This window comes from Streptomyces sp. NPDC006259 (assembly GCF_042870975.1).
In the GTDB taxonomy this organism is placed as follows: domain Bacteria; phylum Actinomycetota; class Actinomycetes; order Streptomycetales; family Streptomycetaceae; genus Streptomyces.
Window position 1 is genome coordinate 413,457 of sequence record NZ_JBIAHY010000002.1, and the last position, 24,076, is coordinate 437,532.

Genomic DNA, 24,076 nt, shown 5'->3' on the forward strand with positions numbered 1-24,076 from the left:
CGGCGCGCGGTCCGGGGGCGCCCGAAGCACTCACGCGAATGCGCCCCCGTCGGCCGACCCGCCGTCCCCAGGGTCGCCTTTGAGGTCCTCAAAGAAGCGTTTATGCAGGTGAGGGGCGTGTGCAGAGTGTCTATGATCGAGGCGTCGGCCGCGTGGGCGCGGTCGGCGCCCCGCACGAAGGAGCCCGCCGTGACCACCCACCAGCAGACCCGGACCGGCGCGACTCTCGACGTCGACCGCAGCGACACCGCCTACCGCCGCTGGCTGAAAGAGGCCGTCCGCAAGGTCCAGGCCGACGCCAACCGCTCCGCCGACACCCACCTGCTGCGCTTCCCGCTGCCGGAGCGGTGGGGCATCGACCTCTACCTGAAGGACGAGTCGACCCACCCCACCGGCAGCCTCAAGCACCGGCTCGCCCGTTCCCTCTTCCTCTACGCCCTGTGCAATGGCTGGATCAGACCGGGCCACCCCGTGATCGAGGCGTCCAGCGGTTCGACGGCCGTCTCCGAGGCCTACTTCGCGAAGCTGATCGGCGTGCCCTTCGTCGCCGTCATGCCCCGCACGACCAGCGCCGAGAAGATCCGCCTGATCCAGTTCCACGGCGGGCAGTGCCATTTCGTGGACGACTCTCGGAAGATGTACGAGGAGTCCGCCCGCCTGGCGGCCGACACCGGCGGCCACTACATGGACCAGTTCACCTACGCCGAGCGGGCCACGGACTGGCGGGGCAACAACAACATCGCCGAATCCATCTTCCGCCAACTGGAGTTGGAGCGGTTCCCCGAACCGGCGTGGATCGTCGCCACGGCCGGCACCGGCGGCACCTCCGCGACCCTCGCCCGGTACGTCCACTACACCCAGCACGACACGCGCATCTGCGTCGCGGACCCCGAGAACTCCTGTTTCTTCGAGGGCTGGACCACCGGAGATCCGGACGTCACCTGCGACTGCGGCTCACGCATCGAGGGCATCGGGCGGCCCCGCATGGAGCCGAGCTTCGTGCCCGGCGCCGTCGACCGGATGATGAAGGTCCCCGATGCCGCCAGCGTCGCCGCCGTGCGCGCCCTGGAGCGCGCCATCGGCCGCAAGGCGGGCGGCTCGACGGGCACCGGCCTGTGGAGCGCGCTGAAGATCGTCGCCGAGATGGTGGCCGAGGGCCGGCAGGGGAGTGTGGTCACCCTGTTGTGCGATCCGGGCGACCGCTACCTCGACAAGTACTACTCCGACGCGTGGCTCGCCGAGCAGGGGCTGGACATCGGCCCGTACAGCGCCGCGATCGACTCCCTGCTGGCGACCGGCGTGTGGCGGGACTGAGAGACCCGTCCGCCGTCCGCCGTCCGCCGTCCGCCGCCCGCCGTCCGCCGCCCGTCGACCGGACGACGAAGGTTCCGGACGCCGCCCGTCCGCCGCTCACGCCCGCGCGGCGATCCGCCGGTCCAGCCGGGTCACCGCGCCCCGGAAGCTCCGGCCCATGCCCGGCCGGGCCAGCCGCAGCGCAGCCCGGAGGACCGCCGTCCCGTCCGCGGCGAACGTCCATCGCACCCGCGTCCCCGTACCGGCCGGCGCCAGCCGCCACTCCTCGACCAGGGCCCGTGTCCCCGGCACGTTGGTGACGTCGACCCGGTAGGCGTACACCTCGGGTTCCCGCGCCACGAGGACGGTCTCGCGGAACCGGGTCCCGCCCCTGAGCCGTACGTCGCGTCCCGCGCCGCCGTCGACCGGCCGCGCGGACGTCACCGCGGGGAACCAGGCGGCCCACCCGGCCACGTCCTCGGCCAGCGCGTGGAAGACCTGCTCCGGCGTCGCGGCGACCTCCTCGGCGAACACCAGCCGTACCGGCGCGGTCGCGAGGAAGCCGGGTTCTTCGGGACGCAGACGGTGAGCCATGCGGGCAACTCCTCAGCACCGAGGAACGGGGCGCCACCCTAACCGGCGCTCCGTCAGATGTCTGCCCTCTCGGCCGCCTCACCGGCGACCACCAGCCGCCGCAGATGCTCGGCGATCTCCGAGCGGGCCGGGCCCGGCAGCCCGGCGTCCGTCACCAGCGTGTCGACCTGCTCCAGCGCCGCGAAGGAACTCAGGCCGACCACACCCCACTTGGTGTGGTCGGCGACCACCACGACCCGGCGCGCCGACTGCACCAGGCGCCGGTTGGTCTCGGCCTCCGCCAGGTTCGGCGTCGACAGGCCCGCCTCGGCCGATATCCCGTGCACGCCGAGGAACAGCACGTCGAAGTGGAGCGCCGCGATGGCCTGGTCGGCGACCGGCCCCACCAGCGAGTCGGAGGGGGTGCGCACACCGCCGGTCAGCACGACGGTGGCCGCGCCCTGCCGGGGGCCCGAGGTGCGCTGCGCCATGTGGAAGACGTCGGCCACCCGCACCGAGTTGGTCACCACGGTCAGATCCGCCACGTCGATCAGCTGATGGGCGAGCGCGTACGTCGTCGTACCGCCGGACAGGGCGATCGCGCTGCCCGGCGCGACCAGCTCCGCGGCGGCCCGCGCGATGTCCTCCTTGGCGCTCAGCTCCAGGCCCGACTTGGCCTCGAAACCGGGCTCGTGCGTGCTCGCCTCCACGATCGGCACCGCACCGCCGTGCACCTTCTCCAGGACACCCTGACGCGACAGCGCGTCGAGGTCGCGGCGCACCGTCATGTCCGACACGCCGAGCTTGCGGGTCAGCTCGTTGACCCGGACACCACCCCGGCGCCGGACCTCGTCCAGGATCAGTGCGCGCCGCTGCTCCGCGAGGAGGTTCTGATTCTCACTCACGTACGCTCCGGTCCTCTCGACTCAAGCCGGTCCACTCCGTCCGACACGTCCCCCCCACCTGCCACGACAAGGACATTCTGCCGGTCGGCGGCGCGCGGGCGTCCCATCCTCGCACGGGCGGGTACCGGCCCTGCCACCACCCACCCGTCGCGCACATGTCACGTCGGCTCCACCGGACCGTCCCGTTCCCCACACGGAACGGGGGAGATTCGGTGACAACGGGTGTGCACACGTCACTCAGCGGCCATCCTTGTGCCGCACGCACACGGAGCGACATCGCGTCACGGGGGAAGTGCGAGAACAGTGGAACGCGCGCAGGAACGAGCCGCGACCGACCCGGCGGCCGCGGCCGCCCTGGAACTCCTGGTCCACGGGGTGGGCGGAGCCACGCCCGAGAAGATGCTCAACGATCCGCGCACGGTGCGGATCACCGGCGACGACACGGCCGCCGTGTACCGGCGCGTGGACGACGTGGACGCCGAGACCGCGGCGACCGGCGGACCGCGGGACCGGCCGGTCCCCGAGGCCTACGTGTGGTGCAACCTCACCTCCGGCAACGGCACCCGCGCCCTGTGGCTCCTGCTGCTGCCGTTCATGGTCGTCAACCTCGCCCACTGGATGCGCCCCGCCGCCCGGGAACGCACCCGCGCCGTCCGCCTGTACGGACTGCTGGTGCGGCTCATCGGTCTGACCCTGACGGTCCTGCTCGTCGCCGCCGCCTGCGAGGTCGCCCTGGATCTGACGGCCTGGCAGTGCGCGGGCACCCGCGCGTGCGCCGAACGGCACTCCTGGCTGGGCTTCCTGTCACCGGCGGTCTCCGACGGCGGCTGGTGGAGCCTGCCCGGCCGTCGCCTCGCCCTCGCGGCGGTCGTCCCCACCGCCCTCACCGTCCTGCTCTGGTATCTGTCCCACCGCAGCTGGCGGGCGTACGAGTCCCAGGAACCGCCGAACGACAGGACGGAGTCGGAGGACGCGCTCGGCCACACCGCCCTCGGCCGACCCGGTTTCTGGTACGGGCGGCGCCTGGTCGCCCGGCTGCGCGCGGCCCACACCGCGGCGGGCCTGCTCACGGTGGCCGCCGCCGTCGGCACCGCCGCCGCCCGCCAGGACCGCGCGCCCGGCGGTCCCGTCCTGCTCGACGCCCTCGGCCGGGTCCTGGAGGCCGCCCTGGCGGCCGGCACGCTCGCCACGGTCTGGGTGGTGTGCCGCCGGGGCCGCAGCGAGCACCGCCTGGACCGCCGCGTCGACGCCCACCTCGTACGGCGCCTGCCGCTGACCGCCCTCGCCCTGCTCCTCGTCACCCTCGTCTACGCCGGATGGGAGCGCCCGGACCGGCGGTCGGCCGGCCGGCTCCCGGGCGACGTGACCTTCGGCGGGATCGCCCTCCTACAGGGCGCGCTGGTGATCGCCCTCACCGTCGTCGCCGCGATCCTCTACCGCGGCTCCGGGAGCGATCCGCAACGGCGCGCCGCCCTGCGCGGTCTGGGCGGCCCCGCCGTCGCCATGCTCGCCTGCGCCCTCGGCGGGGTGATGTCCGGCGGAGTGTCCCAGCGCGTCTCGGACTGGCTGGACGGCACCGGCACCTCCCTCGCCGGACCGCCGGTGCTGCTGACCTGGCAGGCGTCGGTGATCCCCGCCCTGCTGATCGTGCTGCTCCTGCTGTGCGGTCTGCTCGCCCGGCAAGCCCTGCGGCTGGCCCGCGCGGAGCGGGTCGCGGTGGCCCGTGAGTACGGCGTCGACCCCGGCGACCAGGCCCGCACCCAGCGCATCGCCCGCGCCCGCGCCATGGCCACGCTCACCGACCGGGCCCCGCTCCTCGTCGCCGTCACCTCCGCGGCGACCCTGCTGCTCGGCGCCGGCGCGCTCGTCGGCGCCTTCGCCACCGGCAGCACCCCCGCCCGGGCCGCCGAGGACGCCCACCCCTTCGTCCACGGCGCGGCCCAGACCGGTCAGGCACTCGGCTCCTGGCTGATCGGGCTCGGCTTCATACTCTTCGTCACCTGGGGTCGGCGCGCCTACAAGGACGCCTCGGCGCGGCGCACCATCGGCATCCTCTGGGACGTCGGCACCTTCTGGCCGCGCGCCGCGCACCCCTTCTCCCCGCCCTGCTACGCCGAGCGCGCGGTGCCCGACCTGACCTGGCGCATGGCCACCTGGACGCGCGCCACCGGCGGACGCCTGGTCATCTCCGGCCACTCCCAGGGCAGCGTCCTCGCCGCGGCCGCCGCCTGGCAACTGAGCCCCGCGGACCGCGGCCGCGTCGCCCTCCTCACCTACGGCTCCCCGATCGAGCGCCTCTACGGCCGCTGGTTCCCGGCCCACTTCGGCCCGGCCGCGCTGCACGCCCTGCACGAGGACATCGACTGCTGGCGCAATCTGCACCGCCCCACCGACCCCATCGGCGGCCCGGTCCGGCTGTCCGGGGACGGCTGCGGCCCCCAGGTCGACCGCGCCGCCCTCGCCGACCCCCTGGCCTACGGCCGCACCGACGCCCACCCCCTGCCCTCGCCGATCCTGGGCCACTCCGACTACCAGGCGGACCCGGCCTTCGCGGAGGAACGCGAACGCCTGCTGTCCCGCCTGCACCGGGAGGTTCCGGCGCAGCGCGCGCAGGCCGACGGTTAGGCGGGCAGCTCCGGCAGGTCCTCCGCGTACAGCAGGGTCAGGTCGTCCGTGCTCGGGTCCGCGACGTGCGCGACGCGGCCCGCGTGCCGTTCCACCATCGCCTCGAAGGTCTGGCGGGCGGTGCGGCCGTTGCCGAAGGCGGCGCCCTTGGGGATCTCCGTGAAGTACTTCACGAGCGCCTCCGAGGTGCCCGGCGCCAGCCGGTACTCGTGCTCCTCGGCCTGCTGCTCGACGATCCGCAGCAGTTCCCCGGGGCCGTAGTCGCCGAAGGTGATGGTCCGGGAGAAGCGCGACGCCACGCCGGGGTTGACCGACAGGAACCGCTCCATCTCGGCCGTGTACCCGGCGACGATCACCACCACGGCGTCCCGGTGGTCCTCCATCAGCTTCACGAGCGTGTCGATGGCCTCCTTGCCGAAGTCGCGCCCGGCGTCCTCCGGGGAGAGCGCGTACGCCTCGTCGATGAACAGCACCCCACCGCGCGCCCGCTCGAAAGCCTCCTGGGTGCGGATCGCGGTGGAGCCGATGTGCTCACCGACCAGGTCGACGCGCGACACCTCGACGAGATGGCCCTTCTCCAGCACGTGCAGAGCGGCGAGGATCTCGCCGTAGAGCCGGGCCACCGTCGTCTTGCCGGTGCCGGGGGACCCGGTGAAGACCAGATGCCGCTTGACCGAGGCCGCCTTCAGGCCGGCCTGCTGCCGGCGCCGACCCACCTCGATCATGTCGGTCAGCGCCCGCACCTCGCGCTTGACGCTCTCCAGGCCCACCAGGGCGTCGAGTTCGCCCATCACGTCCTCGGAGGTCCGCACCCGCTGCTCGGGCACGGCGGCGACCGGTCGCTCCGGGGGCACGGTGGCACGCTGCTCGGGGAGCGCGCCGAGGAGTCCCGGCGAAGGGGACGCCGCCTCCACGACGGTCTCCCGCGCGCCCGGTGTCGGCACGCCGGCGCTCTCGTCGCTCGTGCAGTCCTCGACCACGGGGCCGGAACCGGCCGCGGCGTCCGCGCCGGCCTCCGCGAACTCGTACCCGCGCCGCGCGCAGCGCTCGGTGCGGCACTTGCGCAGCGTCGTACGGCAGCCGTCGATCACGTGGAAGCCGTAGCCGCCGCTGTTGGTGACCCGGCAGTTCAGGAAGGTGCCGCGGCCGCCGGCCGACACGTAGAAGCCCGCCTCGGCGGGGGAGTCGACGGTGCAGCGCTCCACCGTCGGGTCGGCGCCCTTGGTGACGATCACGCCGGTCTGGGTGGCGTCCACGGTGCAGTTGTCGAGGGTGCCGCCGCTGCCGTGGTCGCGGAACCAGGCGCCGGTCGCCGCGTCCCTGATCCGGCAGTCGGCGAGCTGGGCGGTCGCGCCGTCGCTCACCGACACGGCCGTGTTGCGCACCTGGAACAGGTCGCTGTCGACGACGTCCGCGCGCGAGCCGCGGTCGAGGACGAACAGGGCGTCCGGCACGTCGTGCACCCGGCAGGAGTCGAGGACCACGGTGGCGCCGTCGCTGACCCAGACGGCCGGGTAGTCGCCGGTGCTGTCGAAGATCTCGCACTGGTTGGCGTCGACCCGGGTGCCCGGGTCCCACACCGACAGGCCGTTGCGCCCGAACTGGCGCACCGTCGTCCGCGTCAGGGTCAGGACGGAGCGCGAGCGCAGGTCGACCGCGTTCTCCGGGATGTCGTGGATGCGGCAGTCGGCCAGCGTCAGCACGGCGTCCGTGTCGAGCGTGACTCCGTCGGCGGTGGTGCGGTGGACATCGCAGTCGGTGAGGTGCGCGGTGGCACGGGCGGTGATCTGCACGCCGCTGCCCCGTACCTCGTAGATCTCGCAACCCACCGCCTCCAGGGCGGAGTTGTCGCCGGTGACGCTCAGGCCGGCCCCGGAGGCGTGGTGCACCCGGCAGCGCTCCAACCGCGGGTGGCCGCCCCCGCGCACGGCGACGCCCGCCTGCCCGGCCGCGACGACCTCGCACTCCTCGAAGACACCGCCGCCGCCGTCGACCACGGCGATGCCGACGCCGGCCGGGTTGTCGACGGTGCACCGCCGGACCGTGGGACGCGCGCCCCCGCGCACCTCGACGCCGGCCGCGGACCGCGTCACGATCCGCAGGTCCAGCAGCTCGGGAGTGCCCTCCTCGACGAGCACCGCGGGCGCCGCCGCGTCCTGTCCCTCCACGTGCAGGTCCTGCACCACGGCCGAGGCCCGCACGGTCAACGGCACGCCGTCCAGGGGGGCGATGCGCACGGAACCGGGGGAGCCCTCGGGTCCGCGCAGGGTCACCGCCCGGTGCACGACGAGGTTCTCCCGGTAGGTGCCGGGAGCGATGGTGAGGACGTCGCCCTCGGCCGCGGCCTCCAGAGCGGCGGCGAGCGACGCGTACTCACCCGTGCGGCGCCGCCACCTCGATGTACCGGTGTGCGTCACCTGGACCGTGCCCTGTGCCATGGCGTTGCTGTGCCCCCACCTCGGTCTTGCTGATCACTCGGTCGTCTGCGGGGCGCTCCAGCCGTCGCACCCCTGCGGCTCCCTCGCGCGCGGGTCGATGCCGAATGCTCGGCCGGTCCACCGTAGCGTGCGCGCGGGCGGTGGGTTGACCAGAGACGGAAGGCCGTCAGCTGCCGGTGCCGGTGCGGCCCCAGTCCGGGCCCGCGCGGTCCCAGGCCTGGTCCCAACGGGCGTACCGGCGACGGACCATGCCCCGGACGACGAGTCTTCGGACGCCCTCGACGAGGCCCGCGGTGAGCAGTGTCGTGCCGAGTCCGGCGAGCACGGCGTGGGTGGTGGCGGTGGCGGAGTCCAGGGGGCGGTTCACCAGCCGGCCGTGGGTGTCCGTCCACAGCGGGAAGTGGTCGCCGCGGTGGGGCGACCTGAGGCCGGCGAGGACCGTGCCGTGGTGCGGGGTGCCGTCGGGAGCGGTCCAGTCGGCGACGACGCGGGTGCGGCTGCCCCGCCCGGAGACGCTCTCGGGGTCCGCCTCCAGCAGGGAACCCTGCGGCCTGCGCGCCACGGTCGCCGTGACCTCGTGGCGGGAGAGGCGCTGGGCGCGGACGGCCTCCTGCAACGTGTCCTGTGCGACGGCCCCGACGAGGCACCCGACGGCGGGGGCCACGAGCAGGAACACAAGCAGGGCCGTCAGCGCCACCCAGGCCTCGACCAGATCCGTCGTACGGCGCAGCGGATTGTGCCGCCAGCGCCAGAGTCCACCGATCGCTCGCACCACCCGCACCCCCTTCCCGCTCCGTGATAACCCCCGTGGAGCCGTTCACGCGCGGGTCCGGGCGAAGAGAGAGCCAGATCACCTGGGGCCGGGTCCTCTCATGAACGGTTCACGAAAGGCACAACGGCCGGAGGGCGGGCGGAGGTTCCCACGACCGCACGACCGCACGACCGCATGACCGCATGATGCACGGCCACGGGCCCGGGCCCCGGCCGAGGACTCCGGCGCGATCCGCGGACTAGCCGATGATCTCGACCCGGTCGCCGACCCGGACGGTGCCGCGGGAGAGGGGCACCAGGTTCTGTCCGAAGACCAGCTTGCCGCCCAGCCGCCGGTGCCGTCCCAGGGTGTGGAGGGGCTCCCTGCCGCGGCCCGCACCGGTCTGGTCGGTCGTGGTGACCACGCATCGGCCGCACGGCTTGGCGACCCGGAAGCCGACCTCGCCGATGGTGAGACGCGACCAGCCGTCCTCGGCCCATGGCGGTGTGCCGGCCACGACCAGGTTGGGCCGGAACCGGTTCATCGGCAGCGGCCCCTCCGCCGCGTGCTCGCCCCGGGCGATCAGCGCGTTCAGGGCGTCGAGCGAGGAGGCCGTGGTGACCAGCAGCGGATACCCGTCGGCGAACGAGACGGTCTCGCCCGGCAGCCCGTACTCGGGATCGACGGCGCGCCGCGTCGCCGGGTCGTCCATGTGCACCAGGCGCACGTCGGCGCCGAGGTGGGCGCTGCACCACAGGTGCGCGGCCTCGTCGGCGAGGACCCCTTCCACCTTGTCGCGGAAGATCTCCACCGACACCGTGCCCACCGGCTGGGGCACGGCGACGGTCAGCGGTCGCAGACCGGGCGCGGACAGACGGACGCCGCCGCCGGGCAGAAGCTCGGCGGCGGCTTGCGCGAGGCGCGGCTGCTGACGTTGCGTGACGACTTTCCCCCCGTCGTCGATCAGCGCCCAGCGTCGGTCTCCGGCCAGCCCCCAGGGCTCCACGGAGGCCTCCCGGGGCGCCTGGCCCCGGAACGCCTTGACCGGATGGACGTGGATCGACAGCAGTTCCGCATTCCCCATGGCCTCATCCTGCCAGGTGGCGGCGGGTTCCCCCGGGTCGGCTCAGTAGCCGCGGTACTGCTGGTTGTTGTACGGGTCCTGGTACTGGGGCGCGGCGGGCCGCGGAGCCGCGGGGCGCATCGCGTCGTACCCGGTGCCGGGTCCGGCGGGACGCGGCTGCTGCTGCATCTGCGGGCCGGGGTAGCCGCGCGGCGCGGTGGCCTGCGGCGGGATGTACGCGGCCGGCGCCTGCTGGAGCGGGGCGGGCTGCTGCCCCTGCGGGTAGCCGTAGGCGTACGGGGACGGGGCCGCCGGGAGGGCGGGCAGGGCCGACGGCAACGCGGGCAGGCTGCTGCCCGTGTCGTAGGCGGCGGGGACCCGGATCGGGGCGATCTGCGGGGTACCCCGCTCGGCCACGAGCGAGTCGTAGATCGGGGTGTCCGGGAAGGAGGCGGAGTAGTAGCCGCCGCCATAGGTGGAGCGGGGGGAGGTCATGGCACATAAGTTAAGCCCACGATGTGCTGGTTGGGGAGACCGATAAGAGGGTTGTTTTCCGTGTCGGCGGTGACTCCGGATACCCAATGCGAGCGAACTTGGCAAAAAGGGGCGGCAATCACGGCTTGGATCATGTAAAGGCAGAGTTCCCAGGGGGTTACCGGCGGTTGGGCAGGGATCTTCCCGCGCCATGGATGGGAGTTCCCGGTCCGGGCGAATAGGTTGACGCCTAGACAACCGAAGGACGCCGGAGCGTGCGGCCCGGCCGGTGACAGGTGATGGGGGCGTACATGTCCATGCCGAAGGGATCGAACGTCGCGGTGCCGACGACGGCACTGCGGGTCGAGGTGGGCCGCCGGTCGGGACCGGGCGTGCCCGACGCGGACGCCTCGGCCCTGCTGCTGATCGCCGGGAAGGTCCGTTCGGACGCCGACTTCGTCTTCTACAACCAGCCGGCGCACTCCTCCGGCGCGGTCCGGCACGAGGGCAAGCGGGAGACGGGCGGCAGGGTGACCGACACCCTGCTCGTCGACCTCGCGCGCGTGGAACCCGCCATCGAGACCGTCGTCCTGGCCGCCTCGGCGGACGGCGGCACCTTCGGGCAGGTGCCCGACCTCGCCGTCGAGGTGCGGGACGCGGGGCAGGACGCGGTGGTGGCCCGGTACGACGCCACCGGAGCGACCGTGGAGACGGCGTTCGTGCTGGGCGAGTTCTACCGCCGCCAGGGCGCCTGGAAGTTCCGCGCCGTCGGCCAGGGGTACGACAGCGGCCTGGCGGGCCTGGCCACGGACTACGGGATCACCGTCGACGAACCGCAGCACACCCCGCCGCACCCCGTCACGCCGCCGCCGTCCCCGCCCGCGCCGCCGGCCTTCCCGGCCACCGTGCCCCCGCCCGTCCACGCCGCCCCACCCCCGCCTCCCGCCCCGCCCGCGGCGCCGGTCCGCCTGACCAAGGTGACGCTCACCAAGGCCGCTCCGTCGGTGTCGCTGACCAAACAGGGCGGCACCTCGGGCACCATGCGCGTGAACCTCAACTGGGAGACGCGCAAGCAGTTCTCCGGGTGGGGCGGCAAACGAGGCCGGGCCGTCGCGCACCACAACGACCTCGACCTCGACCTGTGCGCCCTGTTCGAGCTGGCCGACGGACGCAAGGGGGTCGTACAGGCCCTCGGCAACGCCTTCGGAGCCCTGCACCAGCCGCCGTACATCCTCCTGGACGGGGACGACCGCACGGGCGCCGTGGCCGCCGGCGAGAACCTCACGATCAACCTCGACCACAAGAACGACTTCCGGCGCGTCCTGGTCTTCGTCACCGTCTACGAGGGCGCCCGCTCCTTCGCCGACCTGCACGCCACGGTGACCCTGCAGCCGCAGTTCGGCGCCGCGATCGACTTCTCCCTGGACGAGTGCACCGTGCCGTCGACCGTGTGCGCCCTCGCGCTGATCACCCGCACCGGCGACGACCTCGTCGTCCAGCGCGAGGCCCGCTACCTGGTGCCCGAGCGCGGAGTGAGCCCGCAGCGGACCGTCGACCACGCCTACGGCTGGGGCATGAACTGGACGCCGGGCCGCAAATAGACGCGGCACCGCGCCGGTTCAGCCCCCGTCGGCCACCGTGTCCGGACGGGCGTAGGTGCGGCCCTTCCAGGCCGCGCCCCGCCCCCGGTGGTGCTGCACCGCCGAGTCCACCGTCATCAGGAGATAGAGGAAGGCGGTGAACGGCAGCAGCGGGGCGAGCCACAGCGGCTGACGGTAGTAGCGGAGCATCGGGACGTACGTCCCCGTCATCACCGCCCACGCCAGACCACCCGGTACCGCGACGGCCGGGCTGCCGAGGGCGAGCCCGCCGAGCAGCGCGAGCGGCGGCACCAGGTAGACCAGGGCGAGGCCCAGCACCGTGCCGAGCAGCAGCAGCGGGTTGTGCCGCAGTTGCGCGTAGGCGCTGCGCGAGACCATCCGCCACAGGTCGTGCAGCCCCGGGTACGGGCGCACACTGTCCACCCGGTCGGCCAGCCCCAGCCAGATCCGGCCGCCCGACGCCTTCACCGCGCGCGCGAGCGCCACGTCGTCGATGACGGCGTGCCGGATGGCCTCCGGAACGCGGGCCCGCCCGGCGGTCTCCGCGCGCAGCAGGACGCAGCCGCCCGCCGCGGCCGCGGTCCGCGCACGGGGCCGGCCGATCCGCCGGAACGGGTACAACTGCGCGAAGAAATAGACGAAGGCCGGTACGACCAGCCGCTCCCACACGCTCTCCACCCGCAGCCGTGCCATCTGGGAGACGAGGTCGAACCCCCCGGCGCGGGCCGCCGCGACCAGCTCTCGCAGGCTGTCGGGCGCGTGCGCGATGTCGGCGTCGGTCAGGAGCAGGTACTCGGGTTCACGCGCGCGTGCCAGCGCGATGCCGTGCCCCACCGCCCACAGCTTCCCGGTCCAGCCGGCCGGCGGCTCTCCCGGCGAGTCCACGGTCAGCGGCAGTCCACCGTGGTGTCGGGCCAGCTCGCGCGCCAGCTCCCCGGTGCCGTCGGAGCTGCCGTCGTCGACGAGGAAGATCTCCGCCCGCCCCGGATAGTCCTGCGCGAGCAGCGACGGCAGACTGGCGGGCAGCACCGCGGCCTCGTCGCGTGCGGGGACGACCACGCAGACCGACGGCCACTCCCCGGGGTCCGCGCGCGGGGGCAGCCGGACGTCCGTGCGCCAGAAGAAGCCCTGGCAGAGCAGCAGCCACAGCCAGGCTGCGAGGGAAACGGCGGAGATCCACACGACGGCGCTCACGCGCGCAGTCTGCCCCACGCGAGCGGGCCGCCGGAGCACATCGTCTATCGTGGCCGGGTGAAGATCGCGCTCATGGACTCCGGAATCGGGCTGCTGGCGGCCACCGCCGCGGTACGGCGCCTGCGCCCCGACGTGGATCTCGTGCTCTCCCTGGACCCCGACGGCATGCCCTGGGGTCCGCGCACGCCCGAGGACGTCACCGCGCGCGCGGTCGCCGTCGCGGAGGCCGCCGCCGCCCACCGGCCCGACGCCCTGATCATCGGCTGCAACACCGCGACCGTGCACGCGCTGCCCACCCTGCGGGCCCGCCTCGAACCGGGCATCCCGGTGATCGGGACCGTTCCCGCCATCAAGCCGGCCGCGGCCGGCGGCGGTCCGGTCGCCATCTGGGCCACCCCCGCCACGACCGGCAGTCCCTACCAGCGTGCCCTCATCGACGACTTCGCCGGCGGCGTCACGGTGTGCGAGGTGCCCTGCTGGGGCCTGGCCGAGGCGGTGGAGCGGGCCGACGAGGCGGCGATCGACGCGGCGGTCGCCGCGGCGGCCGCGCTGACGCCCGACGAGGTGACGACCGTCGTCCTGGGGTGCACCCATTACGAACTGGTCGCCGAGCGCATCCGCGCCGCCGTCCAGGGCGCCGGCCGCCCGCCGCTCGTCCTGCACGGATCGGCCGGTGCGGTGGCCGCCCAGGCACTGCGCCGCATCGGCTCCCGCCCCGACCCGGGGGCATCGGCCCTCGGCGAGGTCACGGTCCTCCTCAGCGGCCGGGCGGGCGCGCTGCCGGCGCCCGCGCTCGCCTATGCCGAGGGCCGGCTGCTCCAGGAGACCAGCCCCGCGCGGTGACCGCGGACCACGGGGCGGACGGGCACGGTCGGCTCGTCGTCCGGCCGGCCCAGTCACCCTCGGCGACACGGTACCGGCGGAGCGAAACCTGAGTAACCTCGTGAATATGAGGGACCACCACTCCCACGAGGAGACCGCCCCGCATCCCGATGTGTGGCACGGGCGGGCCACCAACCGGTTCCAGTGGCTGCTCGCGCTCGGCGGAGCCGCCTGCCTGGCGCTCGGTATCGAACTGGCGGTCGAGTCCGCCTGGACGTCCTCCGTCGCGCCGCTCGCCATGTCCGTGGTCGGCTGCATCGCGGCGGGGATGCTGGTCCTCTTCGGCACCCTCGCCTTCGTCCATGTCGACCTGAAGCTGGACAAGGAGTCCCTCGAAGTGCGCTGCGGCCACATCGGCCTGCCGCGCCGCCGCATTCCCCTGTCCCACGTCGCCGGAGCCGACTTCGAGCCGCACGTGACCCCCCGCCACTGGGGCGGCTGGGGCTACCGCTGGCGCCCCGAGAAGGGCACCGCCGTCGTCGTACGGCGCGGGGAGGGCGTGGTGCTGCGGCTCTGGGACGGACACACGTTCACGATCACCGTGGACGACGCGGAGTCCGCCGTACGGGTCATCAGGGCCCGGCTGCGGCAGGACACGCCCGACGCCACGCACTGACCCGGGCGGCCGGGCGGGAGTCGCGGGGGCGAGGGTGTCGCCTCCGGTGCGGGCGGGACCCCGACCGCGGCCGGTGCGAGGGCGAGCGGGCGGGCCGGAGCCCGCCTCGCCGGCAGACCCGCTCCGACCCGGACCGCGGCGGCGTCGGTCGGCGGGAGCACCACAGGGCGGACAACCACCGCCGGCGGTGACGGACCGTGCTGTCGGCCCGAAGACGACCCGCCGTACACTCCCCGGGTGACCGTCACCGCAACTTCCGTGGACCGGCCGGACCAGCTGGAGCCCCCGACCGCGCCGTCGCGCGGCGCGCGGCTCCTGCGTCTGGTCCCGGCAGCCACCGCGGCGCTCTCCGGAGTGCTCCTCTACGTCAGCTTCCCGCCGCGCACCCTGTGGTGGCTGGCCCTGCCCGCCTTCGCCCTCCTCGGCTGGGTGCTGCGCGGCCGCGGCTGGAAGGCGGGGCTCGGCCTCGGATACCTCTTCGGTCTCGGCTTCCTGCTGCCGCTGCTGGTGTGGACGGGCGTCGAGGTGGGGCCCGGCCCCTGGATCGCCCTGGTGCTCATTGAGGCGGTCTTCGTCGCGCTGGTCGGCGCGGGAGTCGCCGCGGTGTCGAAGCTGCCCGCCTGGCCGGTGTGGGCGGCGGCGATCTGGATCGCGGGTGAGGCGGCACGCGCGCGCGTGCCCTTCCGCGGCTTCCCCTGGGGCAAGATCGCCTTCGGTCAGGCCGACGGCGTCTTCCTGCCGCTGGCCGCGCTGGGCGGCACCCCGGTTCTCGGCTTCGCGGTCGTGCTGTGCGGGTTCGGCCTCTGCGAGGCCGTTCGGACGGGGCTGGAGTGGCGCCGCACGCGTGAGGTGCGACGGTCGGCCGCCGCGGTGGCCCTGGTCGCCATGGCCGTCCCGGTCCTGGCCGCCGTCGCCGCCCGCCCGCTGGTCAGCGACAAGGCGGAGGACGGCACCGCGACCGTCGCGGTCATCCAGGGCAACGTGCCCCGCCTCGGACTGGACTTCAACTCCCAGCGCCGGGCCGTCCTGGACTACCACGCGCGGGAGACGGAGCGGCTGGCCGCCGAGGTCGCGGCGGGCAGGGCGCCCCGGCCCGACTTCGTGCTGTGGCCCGAGAACTCCTCCGACATCGACCCCTTCGCCAACCCGGACGCCGCCGGCGTCATCGAGCGGGCGGCCGAGGCGATCGACGCGCCCATCTCGGTCGGCGGCGTCGTCGAACGCGACGGCAGGCTCTACAACGAGCAGATCCTGTGGGACCCGGAGAAGGGCGCCACCCAGACCTACGACAAGCGGCAGGTCCAGCCCTTCGGCGAATACCTCCCGATGCGCTCGCTCATCGGCGCCGTCAACGACGACTGGACCTCGATGGTCCGCCAGGACTTCAGCCGGGGCGACAAGCCCGGCGTGTTCGACTTCGGCGACGCCAAGGTGGGCCTGGCCACCTGCTACGAGGCGGCCTTCGACTGGGCCGTGCGCGACACCGTCACCCACGGCGCGCAGATCATCTCCGTGCCCAGCAACAACGCCACCTTCGACCGCAGCGAGATGACCTACCAGCAGCTCGCCATGTCACGCGTGCGTGCCGTCGAGCACAGCCGGACCGTCACCGTGCCGGTGACCAGCGGGGTCAGCGCGATCATCATGCCCGACGGGAGGATCTCCCAAAAGACCGGCATGTTCGTCGCGGACTCCCTGGTCCAGAAGGTCCCGCTGCGCTCCTCCCGGACCCCCGCGACGACGCTGGGCATCGCGCCCGAGATGGTGCTCCTGCTCGTCGCCGCGGGCGGGCTGGGATGGGCGGTCGGAGCCGGGGTGCGCGGGCGGCGCGCCGGTGGCGTGTAGCCGTACGCCCACCGAGCGCGTGCCGGGAGCGCGCGGCGGCGCCGGACCGGCTCGTTAGGGTCGGTCCATGGCTACCCCAGACTTCATCCGCGAGCTACGGACCACCGCCGGCCACCAGCTGCTCTGGCTGCCCGGCGTCACCGCCCTCGTCTTCGACGACGAGGGCCGGGTACTGCTCGGCCGTCGCTCCGACACCCGCAAGTGGGCGGTGATCGGCGGCATCCCGGATCCCGGTGAGCAGCCGGCGGCCTGTGCCGTCCGGGAGGTCTTCGAGGAGACCGCGGTGCGGTGCGAGGTCGAACGGGTCGTCCTCGTCCAGGCGCTCGAACCGGTCAGGTACGACAACGGGGACGTCTGCCAGTACATGGACATCACGTTCCGCTGCCGCGCCGTGGGCGGCGAGGCCCGCGTCAACGACGACGAGTCGCTGGAGGTGGGCTGGTTCGCGGTGGACGCCCTGCCCGACCTCGGCGAATTCGCGCTGTTCCGGATCAAACAGGCGCTGTCGGACGAGCCCACATGGTTCGACGCCATGAGTTCCAGCTGAAGTATGGCGGCGGAGCACATGGGGAGAGGTTCTGGCGCTGCCTAAGGTCGGAGACATGACCACGCCCCACGCCGCCCCTGGTCCCTGCGCCCCCTCCCTCGACCTCCACGGTCGCACCGCTCTCGTCACCGGTGCCGCCGGCGGCATCGGCCGCGCCTGCGCGCTGCGGCTGGCGGCCGCCGGGGCCAAGGTGCGGGCGGTCGACCGTGACACGACAGGACTGGAGGCGCTCACCGAGAGCGCCGCGGGCCTGCCGGGCGTCGTCGAGGCGCACGTCCTGGACCTCACGGACCTCGACGCCGCCGAACTCGCGGCCGCCGGCACCGACGTCCTCGTCAACAACGCCGGCCTGCAACTCGTACGGCCCCTGGAGGAATTCCCGCCGGACGTCTTCCACACGGTGCTCACGGTGATGCTGGAGGCGCCGTTCCGGCTCATCCGCGGCGCCCTGCCCCACATGTACGGGCAGGGCTGGGGCCGCATCGTCAACGTCTCCTCCGTCCACGGACTGCGCGCCTCGCCCTACAAGTCGGCGTACGTGGCCGCCAAGCACGGGCTCGAGGGACTGTCCAAGACCGCCGCCCTCGAAGGCGCGCCGCACGGTGTCACCTCCAACTGCGTGAACCCCGCCTACGTGCGCACCCCGCTGGTGGAGAAGCAGCTCGCCGATCAGGCGCGGGCGCACGACCTGCCCGAGGAACGCGTACTGGCCGAGGTGCTGCTGCGGGACAGCGCGGTCAAGCGGCTCATCGAACCGGAGGAGGTCGCCGACGCCGTCGCCTATCTGTGCGGCCCCCACACGTCCTTCGTGACCGGCACCTCCCTGGTCCTGGACGGCGGCTGGACGGCGCACTGACCTGCCCGGCGAGGGTCGCGTCCGGAGTTTTCCACAGGCCTGACGGGCCGGCCCGGTCATGAGGAATCCTGTGAGCATGTCCCGCGATCACGTGGAGCCGATCGAGCGCTCCGGCAGCGAGGCCGAGGCCGCCGTGCAGGGCGCCGAGGCGGCCCCCGGCGTGCCCGATGGCGTGCCCGGCGGTGCCGAGGCGCCCTTCCTGGAGCTGCTCGCCCGAGGCGCGCCCGCCGAGGCCTACGAGCGGCCGGTGCCGCTCGCGCGCGCCGAAGGGCTGCCCGCCGAGCGGATCGCCGCGCTCGAACACGCCAAGCTGCTCGCCCTGCGGGTGCGCTCCGAACTGGAGGGCCGCCGCCGGCGGGAGGCGGAGCTGTCGGCACTCTTCGAGACGGCCCACGACCTGGCCGGCCTGCGCGACGTGGACGCCGTCCTCCAGGCGATCGTGCAGCGGGCCCGCTCCCTGCTCGGCACCGACGTCGCCTACCTCAGCCTGAACGACCCGGTCAGGGGCGACACCTACATGCGGGTGACCGAGGGCTCGGTGGCCGCCCGCTTCCAGCAGCTGCGCCTCGGGATGGGGGAGGGCCTCGGCGGCCTCGTCGCCCAGACGGCCCGTCCGTACGTCACCGACGACTACTTCCGCGACGACCGTTTCCGGCACACCACCACCATCGACGCGGGCGTGGACGACGAGGGCCTGGTGGCCATCCTCGGCGTCCCGCTGATGCTGGGCGCCAACGTCATCGGGGTGCTGTTCGCCGCCGACCGGCGCGCCCGTGTCTTCGAGCGCGAGCAGATCGCCCTGCTCGGCTCCTTCGCCGCGCTGGCCGCGGCAGCCATCGACACCGCCAACCTGCTCACCGAGACCCGCTCGGCGCTGGCGGACCTCGAGCGCGCCAACGAGATCATCCAGGACCGCAGCGCGGTCATCGAGCGGGCCTCCGACGTCCACGACCGGCTCGCCGAGCTGGTGCTGCGCGGTGGCGGGGTCCATGACGTGGCGGCGGCCGTCTCCCAGGTACTGGCCGGCACGGTCGAGTTCACCGAAGCGGTCGAGGCCCCCGCCGGAGCGCTGGAGACGTCCCGCGCCGAGGGACACGCCGTGCGGCACGACGACGACTGGATCGCCGCCGTCACCGCGGGCGGTGAACTGCTCGGTGCCCTCGTGCTGCGCGGCCACCCCGGCCTCGACCCCGTCGACCAGCGCACGCTGGAGCGCGCGGCGATGGTCACCTCCCTGCTGCTGCTGGCCAGGCGCTCCGCCGCGGAGGCCGAACAGCGCGTCCGCGGCGAGTTGCTGGACGACCTGCTCGACGCCCGCGACCGCGACCCGCGCGTGCTGCGCGAGCGCGCCTCCCGGCTGCGTGCCGACCTCGACGCCACCCACGTCGTGCTGGCCGCCCGGCTGGAGGCCGGCGCCGCCGACGCCGACCAGGAGGCGGCCGCGCGACGGCGGCTGTGGTCCGCCGCCTCCCATCTCGCCGCCACCCGGCACGGCCTGGCCGCCGCCCGTGACGGCGGCACGGTCCTGCTGCTGCCACTGGCACCGGGCGACACCGCGACGGAGCTGGCCCACCGCACCGCCCGCCATCTGGGCACCGCCGTCCACGAAGCGGTCACCGTCGGTGCCTCCGGCCCCGTCCAGGACCTCGCCGCCCGTCCGGACGCGGTGGTCGCCGCCTACGCGGAGGGCCGCCGGTGCGTGGAGGCCCTGCGCCTGCTCGGCCGCTGCGGTGACGGGGCCGCCGCCGACGACTTCGGCTTCCTGGGGCTGCTGCTCGCCGGGGACCGGGACGTGACGGGATTCGTGGAGCGCACCATCGGCGAGGTCGTCGCCTACGACGAACGGCGTGGCACCGATCTGGTGCGCACCCTCGACGCGTACTTCGCGTGCGGCATGAGTCCGGCCCGCACCAAGGACGACCTCCACGTCCACGTCAACACCGTGGCCCAGCGCCTGGAGCGCGTCGCCCGCCTCCTGGGCGAGGACTGGCAGAGCCCCGCCCGCGCCCTGGAGATCCAACTGGCCCTGCGACTGCACCGGTTGTCGGCCCGCATACCGGACTGACCCCCGCACTCCCTCAGGAGCCGCGGGGGCCGGGTCGGGCGTCGACGGACCGGCGATCAGGGGACGCGTGCGTCCGCCGGCGGGGCCGGAGCGTCCCGCGCCTCGGGGGCGCTGTTGTCGATGTCGGCCAGGTCGCGGTGGCGGGTCTCCTTGGCCAGGCCCACGGCGAGGACGGTCAGCAGGGACGCGGCGATCACGTACAGGGCGATCGGTGTGGAGCTGTCGTAGTCGGCCAGCAGCGCGGTGGCGATGAGCGGGGCCGGAGCGCCGGCCGCGACCGAGGCGAACTGGGCGCCGATGGAGGCACCCGAGTAGCGCATCCGGGTCGCGAACATCTCCGAGAAGAACGCGGCCTGGGGCGCGTACATCGCGCCGTGCAGCACCAGCCCGACGGTCACGGCGAGGATGAGGTTGCCGAAGCCCCCCGTGTCGATGAGCGAGAAGAAGGGGAACATCCACAGGCCGATACCGACCGCGCCCAGCAGGTAGACGGGACGCCGGCCGATCCGGTCGGAGAGCGCGCCCCAGGCCGGGATCACCGCGAAGTGCACGGCCGAGGCGATGAGTACGGCGTTGAGGGCGGTCTGCCGGGAGACACCGGCCGAGGTCGTCGCGTACACGAGGATGAAGGCGGTGATGACGTAGTAGGAGATGTTCTCCGCCATGCGCGCGCCCATCGCGACGAGCACGTCACGCCAGTGGTGCCGCAGCACCGCCACGAGCGGAAGCTTCTCGGCGGTGGCCGCCTCCGTCGCCTTCCGGGCCTCCGCCTGCGCCAACGCCTCCTTGAAGACGGGGGATTCATCGACGGAGAGACGGATCCACAGACCGACGATCACCAGCAGGCCGGAGAGCAGGAACGGTATCCGCCAGCCCCAGTCGCCGAAGGCGGCGTCCGACAGTACGGCGGTGAGGAAGGAGAGCACGCCGGTCGCGAGCAACTGACCCGCCGGCGCTCCGGTCTGCGGCCAGGAGGCCCAGAAACCGCGACGCCGCGCGTCCCCGTGTTCCGACACCAGCAGCACGGCCCCGCCCCACTCGCCGCCGAGCGCGAAGCCCTGCACCAGACGCAGCACGGTCAGCAGCACCGGAGCGGCGGACCCGACGGTCGCGTGCGTGGGCAGCAGCCCGATGGCGAAGGTCGCCCCGCCCATCAGCATCAGACTGAGCACCAGCAGCTTCTTGCGCCCGAGCCGGTCCCCGTAGTGCCCGAAGACCAGCGCCCCGATCGGCCGTGCCGCGAACCCGACGGCGTACGTCAGGAAGGACAACAGCGTGCCGACGAGCGGGTCGGAGTCCGGGAAGAACAGCTTGTTGAAGACGAGCGCGGCGGCGGAGCCGTACAGGAAGAAGTCGTACCACTCGATGGTGGTCCCGATGAGGCTGGCGGCGACGATGCGCTTCAGGCTGGCGGGGGGTGGGGGAGCGGTGGTCTCGGAGGCCATGTGCGCCACTTCCTCGTGTGCGGTGGGGACGGGTGGGTGTCCGGACACCGTAGGAACGCGCAGGTCACGAGCACATGTGGTGGGGCAACATACTTTGAGTGCAGAAGGTGCGCGTGGTCCCCATGACCGCCCTTCCCGGGGCCGGGCCTTTCGCCCTCGGCCGGCTTCGCGGAGCGGGCGATCCTCCCGTGGCGTTCCCGGTCTGCTCGTCGCGGGCTGCGGTGCTCGCTCCAGCACACCGGTGTGGCCTCCGTCGCCGCCTCAAGGCCCCACGGGGCGGGGCGCGTTCGGAGAAGGAGGCAGGGCCTCCGGCGAACTGGTTAGATCGTTCCGGGCGACGACGGGCGAGTCCGCGACGGTGGCCCGGGCGCGACAGTAGGGGAGACACGATGCCGCACATCGCCGACAGCCACGACATGATCCGCGTGCAAGGGGCGCGGGTGAACAACCTGAAGGACGTCAGCGTCGAGATTCCGAAGCGGCGGTTGACGGTGTTGACCGGCGTCTCCGGTTCCGGCAAGAGTTCCCTGGTGTTCGACACGATCGCCGCGGAGTCGCAGCGGCTGATCAACGAGACGTACAGCGCCTTCCTGCAGACCTTCATGCCGACGCCGGCGCGGCCGGAGGTCGACGTGATGGAGGGGCTGACCACGGCGATCGTCGTGGACCAGGAGCGCATGGGCGCCAACGTCCGCTCCACGGTCGGCACCGCGACCGACGCCCATGCGATGCTGCGGATCGTGTTCAGCCGGCTCGGCGAGCCGAGCGCCGGGCCGCCCTTCCACTACAGCTTCAATCAGCCCGCCGGCGCGTGCCCGCGGTGCGAGGGCACCGGCAACGTGACCGACCTCGATCTGACGCAGTTCTACGACGAGGGCAAGTCGCTCGCCGAGGGCGCGATCACCGTCCCCGGCTACAAGGCGGGCAGTTGGTTCGTGCGGATCTTCGCCGGGTCGGGCTTCGTCGACCCGGACAAGCCGATCCGCGACTACACGGAGACGGAACTGCACGACTTCCTCCACCGCGAGCCGACCAAGGTCGAGGTCGAGGGGATCAACGTCACCTACGAGGGGCTGGTCCCCAAGGTGCGCAGGTCGATTCTGTCCAGGGACCAGGACGGACTGCAGCCGCACGTACGGGCGTTCGTGGACCGGGCGGTCACCTTCGTCACCTGCCCCGAGTGCGACGGCACCCGGCTCGGCGAGGCGGCCCGGTCGTCGAGGATCGACGGGGTCAACATCGCCGACGCGTGCGGGATGGAGGTCCGGGATCTCGTCGAATGGGTCCGCGGACTGCACCAGCCCTCCGTAGCACCGCTGCTCGCCACGCTCCGGCAGACCCTGGAGTCGTTCGTGGAGATCGGGCTCGGCTATCTCTCGCTGGACCGGCCCGCGGGCACGCTGTCGGGCGGTGAGGCGCAGCGCGTGAAGATGGTGCGTCATCTCGGCTCCTCGCTCACCGATGTCACCTACGTGTTCGACGAGCCCAGTACGGGGCTGCACCCCCATGACATCGAGCGGATGAACGAGTTGCTGCTGCGGTTGCGGGACAAGGGCAACACCGTGCTCGTGGTCGAGCACAAGCCGGAAGTCATCGCCATCGCCGACCATGTGGTCGACCTGGGACCCGGTGCCGGTACGGCCGGTGGGGTCGTCTGTTTCGAGGGCGGTGTCGAAGGCCTGCGCCGCAGCGACACACTGACGGGCCGTCACCTCGACGACCGGGCCAGGCTGAAGGAGTCGGTGCGCGAGCCGACCGGCGCGCTGGAGATCCGCGGGGCGCGGGCGAACAACCTCCGGGACGTCGACGTCGACGTTCCGCTGGGGGTGCTGGTGGCCGTGACCGGTGTCGCCGGGTCCGGCAAGAGTTCGCTGCTGCGCGGGTCGATCCCGGCCGGGGCCGGTGTGGTGTCGGTCGATCAGGCGCCCATCCGCGGGTCGCGGCGCAGCAATCCGGCGACGTACACGGGCCTGCTGGATCCGATCCGCAAGGCGTTCGCCAAGGCCAACGGGGTGAAGGCCGCGCTGTTCAGCGCCAACTCCGAGGGCGCCTGCCCGGTCTGCAACGGCGCCGGAGTCGTCTACACGGATCTGGCGATGATGGCCGGGGTCGCGACGACCTGCGAGGAGTGCGGGGGCAAGCGGTTCCAGGCGTCGGTGCTGGAGTACCGGCTGGGCGGCCGGGACATCAGCGAGGTGCTGGCCATGTCCGTGACGGAGGCGGAGGAGTTCTTCCGTGCCGGTGAGGGGCGCGTCCCGGCGGCCCACGCCATCCTCGGCCGGCTCGCGGACGTGGGGCTCGGCTATCTCACCCTCGGCCAGCCACTGACCACGCTCTCGGGCGGTGAGCGGCAACGGCTGAAGCTGGCGACGCACATGGCGGAGAAGGGCGGGGTCTACGTCCTCGACGAGCCCACCACGGGTCTGCACCTCGCCGACGTCGAGCAGTTGCTCGGGCTGCTGGACCGGCTGGTCGACTCCGGCAAGTCGGTCATCGTCATCGAGCACCACCAGGCCGTGATGGCGCACGCCGACTGGATCATCGACCTCGGCCCCGGCGCCGGTCACGACGGCGGCCGGATCGTCTTCGAGGGCACCCCGGCGGAGCTGGTCGCCGCCCGCTCCACCCTCACCGGCGAGCACCTTGCCGCCTACGTAGGCGACTGATCGGCCGTTCCCCGCGGCGCTGAGCCGGTCCGCGGGCATCGGAGGCCCGCCGGTTCGGCGCACGCGACGGCAGGTGCTCACGGTAGTCGCGGCGCCGTGGTGTTCAGGGCGCCGCTGGTGCTTGCGGTGCCTGGTGCCTGCGGTGCCGGTGGTGCGAACGGCACCGGTGGTGCCAAACGGCGCGGTGGTGCGAACGGTGCTGGTGCTGCCGGTGCTGCCAACAGTGCCGGTGGTGGC

Annotated in this window: 18 protein-coding genes; 10 read left to right on the forward strand and 8 right to left on the reverse strand. The window is 73.3% G+C overall.

The genetic code is table 11. The features are described 5' to 3' along the window. Window positions 1-189: 189 nt before the first annotated feature. Entirely contained in the window at window positions 190-1,314 is a 1,125-nt protein-coding gene (locus tag ACFYO5_RS08000) for a PLP-dependent cysteine synthase family protein (RefSeq protein WP_388705530.1), read from the forward strand. Window positions 1,315-1,410: 96 nt separating this feature from the next. Here the strand turns inward: ACFYO5_RS08000 and ACFYO5_RS08005 are convergent, their stop codons facing one another. After that, window positions 1,411-1,887: an SRPBCC family protein gene (locus ACFYO5_RS08005; protein ID WP_388705533.1), complete on the reverse strand. Its 477-nt coding sequence runs from the start codon at window positions 1,885-1,887 to the stop codon at window positions 1,411-1,413. Window positions 1,888-1,940: 53 nt separating this feature from the next. Next, entirely contained in the window at window positions 1,941-2,771 is an 831-nt protein-coding gene (locus ACFYO5_RS08010; protein ID WP_388705536.1) for a DeoR/GlpR family DNA-binding transcription regulator, read from the reverse strand. A gap of 303 nt (window positions 2,772-3,074) precedes the next feature. Here ACFYO5_RS08010 and ACFYO5_RS08015 point away from each other — a divergent pair, with 303 nt between their 5' ends. Further along, entirely contained in the window at window positions 3,075-5,396 is a 2,322-nt protein-coding gene (locus tag ACFYO5_RS08015; RefSeq protein ID WP_388705539.1) for a hypothetical protein, read from the forward strand. Here the strand turns inward: ACFYO5_RS08015 and ACFYO5_RS08020 are convergent. The 4 genes from ACFYO5_RS08020 to ACFYO5_RS08035 all read right to left on the reverse strand — a co-directional run bounded on the left by ACFYO5_RS08020 (window position 5,393) and on the right by ACFYO5_RS08035 (window position 10,143). Further along, complete coding sequence (locus ACFYO5_RS08020) at window positions 5,393-7,834, reverse strand: right-handed parallel beta-helix repeat-containing protein (RefSeq protein WP_388705542.1); 2,442 nt, start codon at window positions 7,832-7,834, stop codon at window positions 5,393-5,395. The two genes, ACFYO5_RS08015 and ACFYO5_RS08020, sit on opposite strands and share 4 nt — an antisense overlap. Window positions 7,835-8,000: 166 nt before the next feature. Further along, window positions 8,001-8,606, reverse strand: coding sequence for a hypothetical protein (locus ACFYO5_RS08025; RefSeq protein WP_388707132.1), 606 nt, complete (start codon window positions 8,604-8,606; stop codon window positions 8,001-8,003). A gap of 238 nt (window positions 8,607-8,844) precedes the next feature. After that, window positions 8,845-9,669: an MOSC domain-containing protein gene (locus ACFYO5_RS08030; RefSeq protein WP_388705545.1), complete on the reverse strand. Its 825-nt coding sequence runs from the start codon at window positions 9,667-9,669 to the stop codon at window positions 8,845-8,847. 42 nt (window positions 9,670-9,711) lie between these two features. Further along, a complete protein-coding gene (locus ACFYO5_RS08035) occupies window positions 9,712-10,143 on the reverse strand; it encodes a DUF6643 family protein (protein WP_356563831.1) in 432 nt (143 codons plus the stop codon). Window positions 10,144-10,439: 296 nt separating this feature from the next. On the opposite strand from ACFYO5_RS08035, the gene ACFYO5_RS08040 reads away from it, so the two are divergent. After that, the gene (locus tag ACFYO5_RS08040) at window positions 10,440-11,723 is read left to right on the forward strand and encodes a TerD family protein (protein WP_388707135.1); all 1,284 of its coding nucleotides are present in this window, start codon (window positions 10,440-10,442) and stop codon (window positions 11,721-11,723) included. Between the two features lie 18 nt (window positions 11,724-11,741). Here ACFYO5_RS08040 and ACFYO5_RS08045 read toward each other — a convergent pair whose 3' ends face one another. Further along, a complete protein-coding gene (locus ACFYO5_RS08045; RefSeq protein ID WP_388705548.1) occupies window positions 11,742-12,935 on the reverse strand; it encodes a glycosyltransferase in 1,194 nt (397 codons plus the stop codon). 39 nt (window positions 12,936-12,974) lie between these two features. Between ACFYO5_RS08045 and ACFYO5_RS08050 the strand changes: the two genes are divergently transcribed. The 6 genes from ACFYO5_RS08050 (at window position 12,975) to ACFYO5_RS08075 (ending at window position 19,728) form a co-directional block, all read left to right on the forward strand. Next, entirely contained in the window at window positions 12,975-13,760 is a 786-nt protein-coding gene (locus ACFYO5_RS08050; protein ID WP_388705551.1) for a glutamate racemase, read from the forward strand. A 106-nt stretch (window positions 13,761-13,866) separates the two neighbouring features. Next, window positions 13,867-14,415 carry a hypothetical protein gene (locus tag ACFYO5_RS08055; protein ID WP_356563837.1) on the forward strand — a complete coding sequence of 183 codons (549 nt, stop codon included), beginning with the start codon at window positions 13,867-13,869 and terminating at the stop codon, window positions 14,413-14,415. 237 nt (window positions 14,416-14,652) lie between these two features. Further along, window positions 14,653-16,260, forward strand: a complete 1,608-nt coding sequence (gene lnt, locus ACFYO5_RS08060) for an apolipoprotein N-acyltransferase (RefSeq protein WP_388705554.1) — start codon at window positions 14,653-14,655, stop codon at window positions 16,258-16,260. A 67-nt stretch (window positions 16,261-16,327) separates the two neighbouring features. Further along, window positions 16,328-16,807 (forward strand): NUDIX domain-containing protein, encoded by a 480-nt coding sequence (locus ACFYO5_RS08065; protein ID WP_356563841.1) that lies wholly within the window; start codon window positions 16,328-16,330, stop codon window positions 16,805-16,807. A gap of 55 nt (window positions 16,808-16,862) precedes the next feature. Beyond that, window positions 16,863-17,663 carry a 3-hydroxybutyrate dehydrogenase gene (locus ACFYO5_RS08070; protein WP_388705556.1) on the forward strand — a complete coding sequence of 267 codons (801 nt, stop codon included), beginning with the start codon at window positions 16,863-16,865 and terminating at the stop codon, window positions 17,661-17,663. Window positions 17,664-17,739: 76 nt separating this feature from the next. Next, entirely contained in the window at window positions 17,740-19,728 is a 1,989-nt protein-coding gene (locus tag ACFYO5_RS08075; RefSeq protein ID WP_388705560.1) for a helix-turn-helix domain-containing protein, read from the forward strand. Between the two features lie 56 nt (window positions 19,729-19,784). Here the strand turns inward: ACFYO5_RS08075 and ACFYO5_RS08080 are convergent, their stop codons facing one another. Then, window positions 19,785-21,173: an MFS transporter gene (locus ACFYO5_RS08080; protein WP_388705563.1), complete on the reverse strand. Its 1,389-nt coding sequence runs from the start codon at window positions 21,171-21,173 to the stop codon at window positions 19,785-19,787. A 389-nt stretch (window positions 21,174-21,562) separates the two neighbouring features. On the opposite strand from ACFYO5_RS08080, the gene ACFYO5_RS08085 reads away from it, so the two are divergent. After that, complete coding sequence (locus tag ACFYO5_RS08085) at window positions 21,563-23,839, forward strand: ATP-binding cassette domain-containing protein (protein ID WP_388705565.1); 2,277 nt, start codon at window positions 21,563-21,565, stop codon at window positions 23,837-23,839. The last annotated feature ends 237 nt before the right edge of the window (window positions 23,840-24,076 follow it).